The sequence below is a fragment of the Mycobacterium dioxanotrophicus genome, assembly GCF_002157835.1.
GTDB lineage: Bacteria > Actinomycetota > Actinomycetes > Mycobacteriales > Mycobacteriaceae > Mycobacterium > Mycobacterium dioxanotrophicus.
Window position 1 is genome coordinate 1253067 of the sequence record NZ_CP020809.1, and the last position, 15951, is coordinate 1269017.

The following is a 15951-nucleotide window of genomic DNA, read 5'->3' on the forward strand; positions in this document are numbered from 1 at the left end:
GAGCCCATAACCTGCGGGCATGGCGAAGCTCGTTCCCTACCTCGATACGGAAAAGCCGGTTGGCGAACGGCTGTCGCCGCAGATGCAGCAGGAGATCGAAGAGGTCGCACCGTCCGGGCTGACCAACGGGGCTGTCACCACAGCGAAGCTGGCCGAGAAAGCCGTGACCACTGGCAAGCTCGCCGACGGGGCTGTCACCACCGAGAAGATCGCCACCGACGGTGTGGAGGCCGTCAACCTCGCGCCCGGCGCCGTCACCACCGCGAAGCTCGACGACGACGCGGTCACCGCCGACAAGGCCGGCACCGGGGTCGTCACAGCACACGACAAGGACGGCAACGCCATCACACTCGACGTCGTACCGATCACCGCAGCGGACTGGGGGGCGTTGCCCAGCAAGAACCCGAACGTGATGTACGCGGTGATCTGATGGCCGGCCTGTATATCGGCAGCGCACCGGTCCAGGGGCTCTATATCGGTTCGACGCCGGTGCAGCAGCTCTACAAGGGCAGCACGCTGGTCTGGTCGAAATCTGGTGTGCGGGACGACTTCAACCGCGCCGACGGCGCCCTGGGTGCCACGTGGACGCACTACGGCCCAGCCAATGACTACGTCGCGAACATCGTCAACGGCATGCTCCGCCTGGACGTCCCCGACGGTTTGATCTCGGCGGCGCTCAAGACCGACCGGATCCGGTTCAACGCCGCCCAGGTGTCCGGCACGGACTACTACGTCGAATTCCGTGTCGGCACACAGGGTTCGGGTGACTCGATCACCGGCACCAAGCACCGCACCCAGGTGTTCGCCCGCGTCTCCGATGCGGCGTTCACTCACGGTGTCGGGGTCGAGCTGCTGAACAGCAAGTTGGCGATCGTGCGCCGCGTCGCCAGCACCGACACCATCATGGCTGCGGACTGCGGCGCGTTCGCCGCCGGCGACATCATCCGCCTATCCGGGGTGGGGAACCTGCACACGCTGCGCCGCAACGGCCAGTTCGCGGGGGAGTGGAACGACACCGGCGCGTCGGCCGCCAGCGGCACCGGCTACAAGAGCGTCGGCGCCCGGGTCGATGGTTCCAAGGACCTGCTGGGGCCGCGGCGGTTCTCGGCGGGTATCGACTGGATTGAGGCCGGATAGGGCTTGCACCCTGCGGCTTTACCGTCCGTGGTCGTGCTCGCCAAACTGATGCCCATCCTTGGCCAGGCCATCTTCGACGCCGCGGTGGCGTGGTTGAAGGACCCCGCCAACCGCGACGACATCGACTCAGCAACCAAGTTCGTGCGGGAGCAGGTGGCCGAGGTGTTGCCGTCCCTCGTCGACAAGGCCACCAACGTCATCCCCGGCCAGCTCGATGACCAGGTCCTCGACAGCCTGGCGCGTCGTCTCGCACCGATAATCGCCGGTCACCTGCCCGATCTCGGCGCACTCACCACCGTGGTGGCCCAGCTGCAGCAATTCGTCGGCAGACTTCCCAACCTCGGCGGCTTGTTCGGCGGTGGCCGCTGATGCCGACACGGGCAGCGGTCGAGTATCTCAAGGCCCGGTTCCGGGAACGCGTCGGCAACGACTACGTCTACGGCGGCGAGTGGTCCAAGACCAACGTGCGGCAGGGCTGCGACTGCTCCGCGCTGGCCGCTCACGGGCTCAACGGCGTGATCTACGGCGAGGCCATGCAGTGGCGGCGCCTCGACCCGGCGACCGGCGCATGGATCACCACCGAATCGTGGCGCCCCATCGAGGTGGGGGACCGCGGACCGTTCGGCACCATCACCGTCGCACACCCCAACGACTTCCCGGCCGACGCCGCGGTGAAGATCGCGATCCACCACGGGCCCGGCGGCGGTGCCAACTCGCACATGTGGATCGAAGTTGACGGCGTCCGAATGGAATCCAACGGCACCGATGGCTGCGTCACCGGTGATCGTGCCCGCAGCGTCTACGACACCGGATACGCGAACGACTGGGCCTACCTACCCGGCCCGATCACCGAGGACGGCACCGAAGTGGCACCGGACCCCAACGCTGTCACCTACGGCATCGACATCTCGAACCACCAGGGCGTGATGGACCTCGACCGCGTCAAGGCCGAGGGGTTCGACTTCGTGTTCGCGAAGGTGTCCGAGGGGACGGTCTATCGGGATCCGTTCTGGCCCAAGACTCGCGACGACGCCCGACGGCTCGGCCTGATCCTGGCCGGCTACCACTACGTCCGCCCGGACGATCCGGCGGCGCAGGCACGGTTGTTCGTCGACCAGCTTGGCGACAAGTCCATCCCAGCGATGCTGGATTTCGAAGCCGGATCCGGTGGCATCGGCCAGTTCTGGGCCGTCAAGGCCGAGATCGAGAAGCTCGGCGTCCGGGTCGCGCTGTCGTATATCCCCGACTGGTACTGGGAGACGATCGGCAAGCCGGACCTGTCGCAGGTGCCGGGCCTGATCCGCTCCGAGTACGTCTCGGGCAGCGGATACGCGTCGGTGCTGTACCCAGGCAACTCCTGGGCGATGTGGGGCGCGTACGGCGGCCGGACGCCCGACATTCTGCAGTTCACCGACCGTGCCCTAGTGGCCGGGAAATCGGTCGACGCCAACGCGTTCCGCGGCACACCCACGCAGCTCCGCCAACTTCTCAACCTCGAAACCTCACCCCAGTCAGGAGAAATCACCATGTCCGCAGCCGAAGAGCTCGAAGCCCAGTCCCGCGGTGTGTTCCCACCGTCCGACCCCGCCAAGCGGTCCGGCTGGCCGCAGCCGTGGCGGTTCGTGTTCTCACGTTTTGCTCGCCCGTTCAACAGCATCGTGAAGGACCCGGCGCGCGGCCCGTGGGGTCGTGTCCAGCCGGACGGCAGCTGGCAGAACGGCCACACCGACAGCGACGAGCAGACCGTCACCATCGGTGAGCAGATCGCCTGGCGCAACGAGTTTTCCGACGGCATCGTCCGGGACCACGGGGACGTGATGATCGAGCTGATGGAGGACCTCATCGCCCGACGCAAGGCCGCCGGACAGTCCACCAGCCCGGCCAGCGACGCGCTCAAGGCCAAGTAGCGATGAGCATCGCGGCGGCCATCGCGACCGCCGGCCTGGCGCACATGGTCGGCGATTACCTGATCCAGTCCGACTGGATGGCCCAGGAGAAAACCAAGCGGTGGTGGCCGGCAGTCGCGCACGCGCTGACGTACGGCATCCCGTTCCTGTTCGTCACCCAGTCGCTGCTGGCGCTGCTCGTGATCATCAGCACGCACGCCGTCATCGACCGGTATCGGCTGGCTCGGCACGTCGTGTGGTTCAAGAATCAGTTCGCCCCCAGCGCGTTCCGGCCGCCGCACACCGCGACTGGCCACGGCGCAGACCGACCCGACTGGCTGGCTGTGTGGCTGCTCATCATCGCCGACAACGTGCTCCACATGCTGATCAACGTCGCCGCGGTGGTGTGGCTATGACCGGCATGGCGGAGCTGCTGGCCGGGCGCCGCGGCGTCGAGTTCGTCCGGCACGCCATCCTGACGTTCTCCGGCACCTGGGCCGCGCCCGGCACCGGCTATCCGTCGTGGGTGGTGGCCGGCGCAGCGGACACCCTCGACGCTCCCGTGTTCGAGGTGCCCGTGCAGGCGCCGTGGTCGTTCGGGTTCATCGGCTCCCCAGACCCGAAAGCCCCCAGCTACGCGGAGTCCGTCGACATCGCGGTGGAATGGGCGATCGCCTGGATCCTGGCTCACCCGGTGCAGACATTCGGGCTCGGCGGCTACTCCCAGGGCGCCGAGGCGATGTCGCGGGTGCTGCTGGAGATCATCACCCCGGGAGGGCGGCTCTATCACCTGCGGCAGAACTTCATCGGCGGCTACAGCCTCGGCAATCCGATGCGCGAAGAGAACCACAGCGGACCCGGGCTGCTCTTCTCCGGCGGCCGCGGCATCGCCGCCAAGCGCCTCAGGAACACCCCGGACACCGTGGTGGACATCGTCAACCCGGGCGATATGTACGGCTCGGTGCCGATCGGTCAGGCGGGCGACAACATCACCGCCTGCTACATGGCGGCCATCCAGCTCGGTCTCGACATCAACTCGGCCACCGCGATCCTGTCGGCGCTCACCGGCAAGGGCGGCCTGGCCGAGCAGGTGCTCGAGCTGCTCTCGAATCCGCTGAACGTCGGCGCCCTGGCGAAGAGCGTCGCGGTGGCGTTGCAGTTCGTCGCCCAGAACCCGCCCACCGGCCCGCACATCACCTACGAATGGCGACTGGTCACCGCCGACGGACGCACCGGAATCCAATACGCCGTCGACCACCTCGGCGCCATCGCAGCCGCCACACCAGCAGCAGCCGCCTGACACCATGGCCGCGGTCTACGCGATGTGCTGGGCCGGCATCGCGTACAGCACCGCGTGCGTCACGCTGGCGTTCACCCTCGCGTGGCGCAACCGCTCCGACGGACTACAGCCCGATGGGATCGTCGAGCGCGGCAGTGGTGGTCAGGCCCAGCAACAAGGCTCCCGGTGTCACCGCGATCCACAGCAGCGGGCCGGGGAACGCAGGGGCGAACGCGTACGCCAACCCGGCGAGTATGGCCAGCGTCAGCAGCGCAAACCCGATGATTGACGCGATGAATCTGAACGTGCTCACGGGGACCTCGATTATGGGTAGATGTGGTACTGGGGCTGACCGATCGGCGTCGGTGGCCACGCGTTCGGGTCGACGGGGTAGCAGCGGCCGACCGACGGCACCCACCCGGTGATCTGCCCGTACTGGCCGTTGATGGCCTGCGGCTGACTGGAGAAGCACCGGTCCCAGGTGCCGTCCGGACGGACCGGGCCGTCGCAGTACTGCGCGAACGGCTGCGTCTCACACCCCGCGTTGGCCGGCGCTGCGAGCCCAACGCCAGCCGCCGCGAGCCCGGCCGCGACCAGCCCACCTGTGAACCACCTGTGCATGCGCGGAATCGTACGACACCGTCTTGACGGCCGTGACAGTTTGCCCCGGCAAGATTCGGCGCCCGCAGAGTTGTCACGGAGTTGTCACAACCTGGCCCGAACAGCGCCGGACAATGCCGGACAGTTGCGGACAATCGGCCCAGGTCAGGCGGTATTGACCGGACAACGCCGAACGGTCCCGAACGATATCTGGCGGACTGTAAATCCGTCGGCTTACGCCTACAGTGGTTCGAATCCACTACCTGCCACACTGGTGAGAGGGTTGCGGCGCTGGGTTGGGACTGAGTTTCCGAGTCTCACCCCGGCACCCCGCCCAGCGACCTGGCCCGGTTCACCGGCAATGCGACGAAGTCCGCGTTTTACGCCCGCACAATTTGCTGTTTCCGCGCATTTCGCCAGGCTTTGCCGCACAGTGGTTTGATGCCAGTCTCGAGGCGTTGCATTTTGTTGCCTGCGGCCATTGCTGCCGTGGCCCTCACCTTCACCGCGGCGGGCTGCCAGAAGTCAGCCGATGAAGCCAAACCCACACCCGAAGCACCCGCGTCCACACCTGCGGAAGCGCCCGAGTCGACTCCTTCTCAATCGCCCGCTGCCGCAGCTGATGCGACGGTGCTCTTCGAGGTCACCGGCTCGGGAACGGCGATCACCATCGACACCGACCCGACGACTGATCGGGTGTATGACGCGCCGCTGCCATGGCAGCGCACCATCACCGTCGGACCCGATGTACAACTGCTTCAGGTGGTTGCCGTAGGCGCTGACAACGCCGGCTGCCGGATTACTCTCAACGGCCAGGTGGTGACCGAGCAGCCTGCCGGGTCTGCGCACTGCACCTACACCCGACCGTAAGCTCCGTAAGAATTGTCGGGCTCGGTGCTTTCTGTCGGCGCTGGGATGTCTTCGATGCGTGGCCAAGCCATGCCGAACCCCGACGGCCTGAGGCTGTTCGCGCCCACTGATTTTCGTTCGCGTTCAGCGTCAGTGCCGACCGGCAAGTCCGGAGAGGCCTGGGGTCGGTCAGCGAATCAGTCCGAACATTCCTGACGTAGCTGCCGCGACGGGTATCAGTGAAGAAGTCCTCGGAGCCTTGCGGACGGCGAACACCTGCAAACCCACGAACCTGGTATTCCGCGCCCGGGTGGCTCCGAAAACCCCTCCAGGGCAAGTATTTTCACGCGTCGGGTTACCGCGCAGGGCCTAGACGGTGTGACCGGTCTTCTGGTCCAGCTGGTAACGGCACACACTGAGCGCCGACGCTCTCGTCAGCACCCAGCGTGGACCGCCGTGCCCGCGTCAGGACTTGAGCAGGTTGCCCGCGTCGATGACGTGGGCGTGGCCGGTGACGTAGCGGGCCGCGTCGGACACCAGATACAGCACGCCATTGCTGACGTCCTGAGGTGTCATCCACGGGATCGGCAACAGGTTGACGCCCTTGAACACGTCGATGACGTCCTCGCGGGTCGGATGCTCCAGATCCGGGCGGAACAGTCCCCACACGAACTGGTTGCCGATCATGTCGGTGTCGACCTGTCCGGGGTTCACCGAGTTCACCCGGATGTTGTACTGCCCGAGCTCCATCGCGAGTGATTGCACCAGTCCGTTCACGCCGAACTTCGACGCGGTGTAGGCCGCGATGTTGGGATGGCCCTTGATTCCGTCCGCGGAGCCGGTCATCACGATCGAGCCGCCTGTGCCCTGCTCGATGAGGGTGGGGATGGCCGCCCGGACGGTGTTCCAGACCCCGGTCAAGTTGATGTCGAGCATTTCGCGCCATGCCTCCTCGGTGATCTCCCACGCCAGACCACCTGCACAGATGCCCGCGTTCGCGACCACGATGTCGACGCGCCCGAAGTGGCCAATGCCATCGTCGAAGACGCGCCTGACGGCTTCGAAATCGCGGGCATCGGCGATGTCGGCCACGACCTTGCGCCCGGCCTTCTCGATGAGGTCGCGCGTCTGTGCCAGGTCCTCGGGCGTCGAGCCGGGGTACGGCGTGGACGCGGGTTTGGCGCACAGGTCGAACCCGATGATGTCGGCGCCCTCGCGGGCCAGCGTGAGGGCGTGTGAGCGCCCCTGACCGCGAGCGATGCCGCTGATGAATGCGACCTTGCCGTCGAGTTGTCCCATGGTGGCTCCTTTTTCGGGTCTTGTATCCTTCGCGTCCGCCGGCAACCCCGTGACCGCTGGGTCACCCTGCGACGCCGTTCCGAAATGGTCCGCCCAGAGGGAGTCGCTCCGTAAGACACACGGTGTGACCGTTTAGGCGCCACCGGGGACACGGAACGTATCGCCGCGGGCGGCGCCACAGCCCCCACCGGTGCACACGGTGTCACCCCACGTGGTGCGGAGGCGTCGACCGGAGATACACGAAATGTGTTCTCGGAACTCAACATTGTTCCCGCGATGAGTCTCCCGACGTCCGCGGTAGTCGGGAATGCTCGTCTGGTAACTGGTCCGTGTCTCTCACGTGGAGGAGCAAGTTCAATGGCAACGGTTGTCAAGGGCGCTACGGGTACATCGGCGCAGAGGTCAAGTGATCCAGCCGTCGTCGACACCGTTGCCGACGTCATCGCCGACATCCGGACGAACGGCGACGACGCCGTCCGGCGGTACTCCGAGAAGTTCGACCGATGGGCTCCCGCGTCCTTTCGCCTGAGTGACGACGAGGTCCTCGGCATCGTGGCCTCGGTGCCCGAAACTGTGCTGGACGACCTGCGTTTCGCGCAGAACCAGATTCGCACCTTCGCCGAAGCGCAGCGGGAGTCGATGCGCGACGTCGAGATCGAGACCCTCCCCGGTGTCTTCCTCGGTCACCGCAATGTGCCCATCGAGGCCGCGGGTGCCTACGTGCCGGGTGGCCGCTACCCGTTGACGGCGTCGGCGCACATGACCGTGCTGACTGCCAAGGTCGCCGGGGTGGACCGCGTCGCGGCGACCACGCCGCCCAGCGACGGTGGTGCACCGCCGATCAGCGTGGCAGCCATGCACCTGGCCGGCGCAGACGAAATCTACGTCCTGGGAGGAGTGCAGGCCGTCGCCGCATTGGCGCTGGGCACGGAAACCGTCGATCCGGTGTCGATCCTCACGGGCCCGGGCAACGCCTACGTCGCCGAGGCCAAGCGCCAACTCTTCGGCGAGGTCGGCATCGACCTGTTCGCAGGGCCCACCGAGACCCTCATCGTCGCCGACGAACACGCCGACCCGTTCACCATCGCCGTCGACCTGCTGAGTCAAGCCGAGCACGGGCCCGACTCGCCGTGTGTACTCATCAGCACCTCCGATCGCGTGGCACGCGACGTCCTCAACCACATCGAAGCGCTGCTGCCCGGTCTGCAGACCAACGCGGTCGCCGGGCCTGCGTGGCGGGATCACGGCGAGGTACACCTCGTGGACACGATCGAGGAGGCCTACGCACTCGCCGACCGGTTCGCGTCGGAGCACGTCCAGATCCTCACCGCGGATCCACGGCAGGCGCTTGGGCACATGCGCAACTACGGTGCGCTGTTCCTGGGTGAGGGAACATGTGTCCCATACGGCGACAAGGTGATCGGCACCAACCACGTGCTGCCCACGCTGGGCGCGGCGCGCTACACCGGCGGCCTGTGGGTCGGCAAATTCTTGAAGACGTTGACCTACCAGGAGGTGCGCGACACCGCCTCGAGTGCACGCATCGGCGAGATCTGCGGCCGGTTGTCACGACTGGAGCGGTTCGAGGGGCACGCCCGTTCCGGGGACCTGCGCGCCGCACGCTTCGGCGGGGTACCGCTGCACTGGGCCGACCTGCCGGCCGGGTCGGGAGCGTCATGACTCGAGTCGAACACGACCTGCTGGGCAACCGGGATGTTCCGGACCACGCCTACTACGGCATCCACACACTGCGTGCTCTGGAAAACTTCCCGATCACCGGCGTCGCCCTGTCGAGCCACGCAGACTTGGTGACGGCGCTGGTCACCATCAAGGAAGCTGCGGCGCTGGCGAATTCGGAGTTGGGCCTGATCGGCGACCGCGAAGCCGACGCCATCGTGCGGGCGTGCCGCGAGATCCGCGGCGGTGCGTTACGCGAGCACTTCGTGGTGGACGTCGTACAGGGCGGGGCCGGCACGTCGACCAACATGAACGCCAACGAGGTCATCGCCAACCGCGCTCTCGAACTGCTGGGGCACGAGCGTGGCCGGTACGAGCACCTGCACCCTTTGGAACACGTCAACCGCAGTCAGAGCACCAACGACGTGTATCCAACCGCCATAAAAACGGGTCTGCACCAGGGTCTTTCGCGACTCACGGACGCCATGTCGGCGCTGGCCGAGGCCTTCTCGGACAAGTCGGCCGAGTTCGCCGACATCTTGAAGGTCGGCCGCACCCAACTTCAGGACGCCGTGCCGATGACGCTGGGGCAGGAGGTGGCGACGTACGCGGTCATGCTCCTGGAGGACGTCGAGCGGCTGAAGGAAGCGGCTGCGCTGATCACCGAGATCAACCTCGGCGGCACCGCGATCGGCACCGGTGTCAACGCACATCCTCGCTATGCAGACCGGGTGCGTGAGCACCTCGCCGCCATCCTGGGCATCGAGGTCTGCACGGCAACGGATCTCATCGAGGCGACCCAGGACGTCGGTGCGTTCGTTCAGCTCTCGGGAGTGCTCAAGCGTGCCGCGGTGAAGCTGTCGAAGATCTGCAACGACCTGCGGCTGCTGTCCTCGGGGCCCAGGGCTGGGTTCGGGGAACTGAATCTTCCTCCAGTGCAGGCCGGTTCGTCGATCATGCCGGGCAAGGTCAATCCGGTGATACCCGAGGTGGTCAATCAGATCGCCTTCCGGGTGATCGGGAACGACCTCGTCGTGACGATGGCCGCCGAAGGAGGGCAGTTGCAGCTCAACGCATTCGAGCCGATCATTGCGCACAGCTTGTTCGAGACTGTCGAACTGCTCACGCGGGGCTGCACGGTACTGCGGGAGCGCTGCGTGGTGGGTATCACGGCCAACGTCGATCGCCTGGCCGAGTCGGTGACGAATTCTATCGGCATCGCCACGGCGCTCAACCCGCACATCGGGTACACGGCGGCCAGCCGACTGGCGGCCGACGCGCTCGCACAAGGACGAACGGTCAGCGACCTGGCGCTGGAACAGGGGTTGATCTCGGCGGAACATCTGGCGTCAATCCTGAGCCCGCACAACCTCGTCAGGGCCGGCGCGCCGGCGTCGGCATCCGAGATGGCAGGAGGGCACTTATGACCCCATCGACTCCACGCAGCGTCGACCGCCCCACTTGCGACCACTACGACGTCGTCATCGTCGGAAGCGGCATGGGCGGCGGCACCTTGGCCCACGGGCTCAAGGACTCCGGTCTGACGGTCCTGCTGGTCGAACGTGGCGGATTCCTGCCGCAGGAGACCGAGAACTGGGATCCGCAAGCGGTTTTCGTCGACGGCCGTTACAAGAACGCCGAGCAGTGGTACGACGCGAGCAACGGTACGCCATTCCACCCCGGCACCTACTACTACGTGGGCGGCAACACCAAGTTCTACGGGGCCTCCCTCGTCCGGTTCCGCCGCGAGGACTTCCAGCACACCGACCTCGCCGAGGGGCCGTCACCGGCCTGGCCCGTCGACTACGACGACTTCGCGCCGCACTACGCCGCCGCGGAGCGCCTCTACCGAGTCCACGGCGATCTCGACGATCCCACGCTGGCCCGGACCGAGCCGTATCCCTTTCCCGCGCTGGAACACGAGGACGCCATTGCGCGGGCGGCCAGAGGCCTGCGTGACATCGGATTGACGCCCTCGCATCTGTCCCTCGGGGTCGACCTGCGCCAGGGCGGCGCGTGCATCAAATGCGCGACGTGCGACGGATTCCCGTGCCGCGTCCTGGCCAAGGGGGACGCCGACGTGTGCGGCGTCCGGCCCGCGGTCGCCTCGGGTGCGGTGGAGCTGCTGACTGGCGCCTACGTCGCCCGCGTCACGACCAACTCGGCCGGCGACCGCGTCACCGGCATCGAATACCGGGCGGGGGAGCAGACCCACACTGTGTCGGCCAACAGCGTCGTGGTGTCGTGCGGTGCGGTGAACTCCGCGGCGCTGCTGTTGCGCTCAGCGACTGACCGACACCCCGCCGGGCTGGCCAACTCCTCGGACCAGGTGGGCCGGAACTACATGGTGCACAACAACTCCATCATGGTCGCGATCAACCCGTTGCGCCGTAACAAGGCGACGTTCCAGAAGACGCTCTACGTCAACGACTACTACCGCAAGGGCACCGAGGATCACCCGTACCCGCTGGGGCACGTCCAACTCATCGGAAAGCTGCAGGGCGCGATGATCAAGGGCCAGCGGCCCCACCTCCCGATGTGGGCGCTCAACGCCGCGACCAGGCGCAGCATCGACTGGTGGCTGTTCAGTGAGGACCTGCCCGATCCGGCGAACCGCGTGACGTTGCGCGCCGACGGCGCGATCCAGGTTGCCTGGACACCGAACAACCTCGCCACGCACCGGGTGCTGGTACGCGAAATGCGCAGGCTCCTACGCAAGCTCGGCTACCCGATCGTGATCAGCGAGTCGCCGGGCATCGAGGTGAACTCCCATCAGGCCGGCACGGTGCGGGCGGGCATGGACCCCACCAGCTCTGTGCTCGACCCTGACTGCCGCGCCCACGACGTCGAAAACCTCTTCGTCGTCGACTCCGCGTTCTTTCCCTCCCTGCCGGTGATGAACCCCGCACTGACGATCGCGGCCAACGCTCTGCGCGTCGCGCCGGTGATCGCGCAGACCGCACGACGAAGCGCATCCGCAGGTGCGCGCCCCGCCCGTTAGCCGCACGAACGAAGGAAGTGTCATGACAACGCAGAAGCTCACCGGTGGCCAGATGGTCGTCGACGTCCTCATCCGCAACGGTGTCGAGAAGGTGTTCGCCATTCCCGGCCATGGCAATACCGCGCTCCTCGACGCGTTCGTCGACCGCGCCGACGAGATCGAGGTCATCCCTGCCATCCACGAGCAGGGCGCGGCCCACATGGCCGACGGCTACTACCGGTCCTCGGGCAAGGTCGCCGCGGTGTGCACCTCGATCGGGCCCGGCGCGACCAACACGTTGACGGGGCTGGCGACCGCGTTCGTCGACTCGCAGCCGATGCTGCTGCTGACCGGTGCGGTGCACACCTACATGGAGAACCACGGTGTGCTGCAGGAGCTGGATCGCCCACACGGCAACAACTTCCCGCGCATGGCCGAACCGGTCGTCAAGCGCTGGTGGCAGCCCAACCGGGTCGAATCGATCCCCACCGCCCTGCAGCAGGCGTTCAACACCATGCTGGAAGGACGTCGCGGGCCGGTGCTCGTCGACATTCCCCAAGATCTGCAGGCCGAGTACGGCGAGTACACCCCCACCACCGGGGCGCGGCGCGCGCATCACAGCGCCACCGGCGATCCGCAGGCCGTGCAGGCCGCGGCCGAGGTGCTGGCCGGCGCGAAGCGGCCCGTCATCCTCGCCGGCGGCGGGGTCATCGCCGCCGAGGCGAGCGCCGAGCTGCTGGCCGTGGCAGAGCACCTGGGCGCGCCGGTGACCCATTCCTTCCAGGGCAAGGGCGCTTTCCCCGCCGACCACGACCTCTACGCATGGCCGTGCGGTGACATGGGTTCCATCCCCGGTAACGGCGTCACCCGCACCGCAGACGTCATACTGGCGGTGGGGTGCCGCTTCAGCGACCGCATCACCTCGTCGTACCGGCCGGGCGTGACGTTCAGCATCCCCGACACCAAGCTGGTACAGATCGACATCGACGGTTTCGAGATCGGCCGCAATTATCCGGTCGAGGTAGGCGTCGTCGGCGACGCCAAATCCACGCTGACCGCACTGCTCCAGGCGCTCGCCGCGATCAAACCTGCGCTGGACTACCGCAGCACGGAGTACTTCGCCGAACTCCAGGATCTCAAGGCGCAGTGGGACGAGCACTTGCGACCGATGCGCACCACCGACTATCTGCCGATGACGAACTCGCGCGCGATGGTCGAGATCCGGAAGGCGTTGCCGCGCGAGGGCGTTCTCGTGACCGACTCGAGCAACCCAGCCAACCAGGCGTTCAACGAGTTTCCCATGTACGAACCGCGGACCAACATCGTCGCAGGAGGATTCTCAGGGATCGGGTTCGGCGTACCCGCTGCTATCGGCGCGCAGGTCGGCAACCCCGACGCGCCGGTGCTGGCGTTGGTCGGTGACGGTGCCTTCCTGCAGACCGGTACCGAGCTTGCCGCCGCGGTGATGCAGAACGTGCCGCTGACCATCGTCGTGCTCAACAACGGCGGCTGGGAGGCGATCAAGGACCTGCAGATCAACCTGTTCGGCGCCGACCGCGAGATCGTCTCGGGCTGGACCACTCCGGACGGGAAGCCGTACTTCGCCAACATCGCGGAGTTCGCCCGCTCGCTCGGGGCGACCGCCGAACGCGTGGAGGATCCGGCAGAGGTCGAAGCTGCGGTGCGCCGAGCTATCGCGACGCCGGGTCCGGCGGTCGTCGAGGTGATCAGCGCCCGCGAATTGCCGTGGACGGAGATGCATCCCACGGGCTGGTGGGACATCACCGTCCCCGCCTACCACGGCGAGGTCCGCGACGACTACGTCGCCAAGCGCGGGTTCTGACGGATCCCCAAGGTAAACACGGCGCACAGAGAGGTCGACGATGACGACACCGCGCATCACCTGGGGTCTGATCGGCGCCAGCGACATCGCCGAGACGCGCATGATCCCCGCCATGCGCCGGGTCGGTCACCGCGTCGCACGCCTGGCCAGCGGAGACGCCGCCCACGCGGCGCGATTCGCGGGGCGCAACGAAATACCATACGGGACAGGCGAATTCGGTCTCGATGAGCTGCTCGACGACCCAAACATCGACGCGGTCTATATTTCGAGCACGAACGCGCGGCACCTCGCGCAAGCGTCGGCGGCCGCGGCCGCCGGTAAACACGTGCTGTGCGAGAAGCCGGTGGCCCTGGATCTGCAGAGCGCACACCGGATGACCGCCGTGTGCGCCGCCCATGGCGTCGTGCTCGGGGTGAACCACCATCTCCCCGCTGCCGGCACGCATCGCGTCGTGCGGGAACTCGTCCGCGACGGCGCGATCGGCCGAGTGCTGGCGGTCAATGTGCAGCACACGTCCCTGCTACCGGAACGGCTGCGCGGGTGGCGACTCGGCGATGCGGCAGGCTCCGGCGTGGTCATGGATCTGACCTGTCACGACGCGTCGGTCGTCAACCCCCTGGTAGAGGCGCGAGCCCTGCACGCGAGCGCAATCGCGGCGCGCCAACATGATTGGGGACCGGGACACGCGGAAGACGTCGCCGTGTCGGCGCTGGAATACGAGGGCGGCGTCGTCGTGCGCCTGCACGATGCGTTCACGACGCCGTACGCGCCGACACGACTCGAGGTGTACGGGGACGGCGGCAGCATCGTGGCCGACGGCGTGATGACGCCGGAACCCGATGGCACGCTCGTGCTCCGGGACGCGCGCGGTGAGCGGGAGGTCGAAGTCAGCGATCGCCGGCACACCTACGACATCACGTTGCACCACTTCGCATCCGCCACCGCGGGCGAGGGCCGCCCCGTCGTGGACGGCCGGGACGCCGCGGACGCCCTCGCCGTCGCACTGGCCGTTCTCGACTCGGCCCGGTCGGAACGCACCGTGCCCGTGGAGTTCTCGACGATCCCGGCAACCGGCTCGACGATCACGCAACCCGAAAACAGTTGACCCACAATCGCAACCCCGCCGCGTAAGACACCAGATTCGGCGCGGCACGAACGGAGTACAGCCATGTCCACCCACATCTCGTTCCCCCGCAACACCCGGATCGGAGGCGGCGCCCTCGACGAGATCGCGGAGATCATCGGCGATCTCGGACTCTCGCGACCACTGCTGGTCACCGACGCATACCTGACGTCGACCGGCGCCGCCGACCGCGTCCTCGGGTTGCTGAAACGGGCCGGCATGCACCCCTGCCTGTTCGACGGCACGGTACCGGACCCGACGACCGCCTCGCTCGACGACGGGGTCGAGGCCGTCCGAGCCCACCGAGCCGACTGTGTCATCGGATTCGGTGGCGGCAGCCCCATGGACTCTGCCAAGGCTCTCGCCGTGCTGGCCGCCAACGGCGGCCCGATGCGACGGTACAAGGCACCCACCGACTACCGGGGCATCGCACTTCCGATCATCGCCGTCCCGACCACGGCGGGCAGCGGTTCGGAGGCAACGCAGTTCACCGTGATCAGCGACAGCGACACGGACGAGAAGATGCTGTGCCCTGGCTTGTCCTTCCTGCCCGTCGCGGCGATTGTCGACTACGAACTGACGATGTCGATGCCGCCCCGCCTGACGGCCGACACCGGCGTAGACGCGCTGACGCACGCGGTCGAGGCCTACGTCAGCCGAAAGGCAAACCCGATCAGCGATGCGTTATCCCTGGCGGCGATCAGGCTCATCTCGAACAACATCCGTAGCGCGTATACGGATGGTTCCGACCGGGGAGCCAGAGAAGCCATGATGATCGCCTCGACGCAGGCCGGGATGTCGTTCTCCAACTCCAGTGTCGCCCTGGTGCACGGCATGAGCCGCCCGATCGGAGCCCACTTCCATGTAGCGCACGGGTTGTCCAACGCAATGCTGTTCCCAGCCGTGACGGCTTTCTCGATCACCGGCGCCGAGCAGCGCTACGCCGACTGTGCGCGGGCCTACGGCTTCACCGATCTCGACGACATCAGTGCCGCAGCACGTTTCGTCGACGCCCTGATCGAGCTGTGCGACTGCCTCGCGGTGCCGACCCCGGCGAGCTACGGCATCGACCGGCAGCGGTGGGCGGATCTCACCCCGCTGATGGCGCAACAAGCGCTGGCGTCGGGTTCGCCGGGCAACAACCCCGTCGTACCGACCGCCGGCGAGATAGAGACCATCTACGCCGAAATGTATGCCTAGCGCCCTGATCGGCGCTGACCCAGACCGCGACGGTCGTGTCGAGTGCGCTCGGTGCGGGGGACAGATTCACCGGGCATG

General features: G+C 67.0%; 16 protein-coding genes and 1 tRNA gene. 14 read left to right on the top strand and 3 right to left on the bottom strand.

From position 1 onward, the window contains the following. Positions 1 to 19 precede the first annotated feature (19 nt). From BTO20_RS06165 to BTO20_RS06195, 6 genes are read left to right on the top strand one after another with little or no spacing between them, the layout of a single operon-like run. Positions 20 to 430 carry a hypothetical protein gene (locus BTO20_RS06165; RefSeq protein ID WP_087074258.1) on the top strand — a complete coding sequence of 137 codons (411 nt, stop codon included), beginning with the start codon at positions 20 to 22 and terminating at the stop codon, positions 428 to 430. Continuing rightward, positions 430 to 1137, top strand: coding sequence for a DUF7257 domain-containing protein (locus tag BTO20_RS06170; protein ID WP_087074260.1), 708 nt, complete (start codon positions 430 to 432; stop codon positions 1135 to 1137). The genes BTO20_RS06165 and BTO20_RS06170 overlap by 1 nt, the downstream gene beginning before the upstream one ends. Positions 1138 to 1170: 33 nt before the next feature. Continuing rightward, positions 1171 to 1506: a hypothetical protein gene (locus tag BTO20_RS06175; protein WP_157680146.1), complete on the top strand. Its 336-nt coding sequence runs from the start codon at positions 1171 to 1173 to the stop codon at positions 1504 to 1506. Then, positions 1503 to 3044, top strand: coding sequence for a glycoside hydrolase family 25 protein (locus BTO20_RS40265; protein ID WP_408632182.1), 1542 nt, complete (start codon positions 1503 to 1505; stop codon positions 3042 to 3044). Before BTO20_RS06175 ends, BTO20_RS40265 begins: the two co-directional genes overlap by 4 nt. A gap of 2 nt (positions 3045 to 3046) precedes the next feature. Further along, positions 3047 to 3439, top strand: a complete 393-nt coding sequence (locus BTO20_RS06190; protein ID WP_087074264.1) for a DUF3307 domain-containing protein — start codon at positions 3047 to 3049, stop codon at positions 3437 to 3439. Then, positions 3436 to 4323, top strand: a complete 888-nt coding sequence (locus BTO20_RS06195; RefSeq protein WP_087074266.1) for a hypothetical protein — start codon at positions 3436 to 3438, stop codon at positions 4321 to 4323. The genes BTO20_RS06190 and BTO20_RS06195 overlap by 4 nt, the downstream gene beginning before the upstream one ends. Before the next feature lie 103 nt (positions 4324 to 4426). On the opposite strand, the gene BTO20_RS06200 is transcribed toward BTO20_RS06195, so the two are convergent. Together BTO20_RS06200 and BTO20_RS06205 are read right to left on the bottom strand one after the other, a co-directional pair. After that, a complete protein-coding gene (locus BTO20_RS06200) occupies positions 4427 to 4615 on the bottom strand; it encodes a hypothetical protein (RefSeq protein WP_087074268.1) in 189 nt (62 codons plus the stop codon). Between the two features lie 11 nt (positions 4616 to 4626). Beyond that, the gene (locus BTO20_RS06205; protein ID WP_087074270.1) at positions 4627 to 4923 is read right to left on the bottom strand and encodes a CDGP domain-containing protein; all 297 of its coding nucleotides are present in this window, start codon (positions 4921 to 4923) and stop codon (positions 4627 to 4629) included. A gap of 147 nt (positions 4924 to 5070) precedes the next feature. On the opposite strand from BTO20_RS06205, the gene BTO20_RS39190 reads away from it, so the two are divergent. Both BTO20_RS39190 and BTO20_RS06210 read left to right on the top strand, forming a co-directional pair. Further along, a tRNA-Tyr gene (locus BTO20_RS39190) sits at positions 5071 to 5171 on the top strand. A 172-nt stretch (positions 5172 to 5343) separates the two neighbouring features. Further along, positions 5344 to 5772, top strand: coding sequence for an MmpS family transport accessory protein (locus BTO20_RS06210; RefSeq protein ID WP_087074272.1), 429 nt, complete (start codon positions 5344 to 5346; stop codon positions 5770 to 5772). A gap of 444 nt (positions 5773 to 6216) precedes the next feature. Here BTO20_RS06210 and BTO20_RS06215 read toward each other — a convergent pair whose 3' ends face one another. Then, positions 6217 to 7050 carry a mycofactocin-coupled SDR family oxidoreductase gene (locus BTO20_RS06215; protein WP_087074273.1) on the bottom strand — a complete coding sequence of 278 codons (834 nt, stop codon included), beginning with the start codon at positions 7048 to 7050 and terminating at the stop codon, positions 6217 to 6219. 357 nt (positions 7051 to 7407) lie between these two features. On the opposite strand from BTO20_RS06215, the gene hisD reads away from it, so the two are divergent. From hisD to BTO20_RS06245, 6 genes are all read left to right on the top strand, one after another. Next, positions 7408 to 8730 carry a histidinol dehydrogenase gene (gene hisD / locus BTO20_RS06220; RefSeq protein WP_087074275.1) on the top strand — a complete coding sequence of 441 codons (1323 nt, stop codon included), beginning with the start codon at positions 7408 to 7410 and terminating at the stop codon, positions 8728 to 8730. Continuing rightward, positions 8727 to 10154 carry an aspartate ammonia-lyase gene (locus BTO20_RS06225; protein ID WP_087074277.1) on the top strand — a complete coding sequence of 476 codons (1428 nt, stop codon included), beginning with the start codon at positions 8727 to 8729 and terminating at the stop codon, positions 10152 to 10154. Before hisD ends, BTO20_RS06225 begins: the two co-directional genes overlap by 4 nt. Further along, complete coding sequence (locus BTO20_RS06230; protein WP_087074279.1) at positions 10151 to 11728, top strand: GMC family oxidoreductase; 1578 nt, start codon at positions 10151 to 10153, stop codon at positions 11726 to 11728. The genes BTO20_RS06225 and BTO20_RS06230 overlap by 4 nt, the downstream gene beginning before the upstream one ends. Positions 11729 to 11750: 22 nt before the next feature. Continuing rightward, the gene (locus BTO20_RS06235; protein WP_087074281.1) at positions 11751 to 13550 is read left to right on the top strand and encodes a thiamine pyrophosphate-binding protein; all 1800 of its coding nucleotides are present in this window, start codon (positions 11751 to 11753) and stop codon (positions 13548 to 13550) included. 40 nt (positions 13551 to 13590) lie between these two features. Next, a complete protein-coding gene (locus BTO20_RS06240; protein WP_087074283.1) occupies positions 13591 to 14655 on the top strand; it encodes a Gfo/Idh/MocA family protein in 1065 nt (354 codons plus the stop codon). Between the two features lie 63 nt (positions 14656 to 14718). Further along, a complete protein-coding gene (locus tag BTO20_RS06245) occupies positions 14719 to 15873 on the top strand; it encodes an iron-containing alcohol dehydrogenase (RefSeq protein ID WP_087074285.1) in 1155 nt (384 codons plus the stop codon). Positions 15874 to 15951 lie beyond the last annotated feature (78 nt).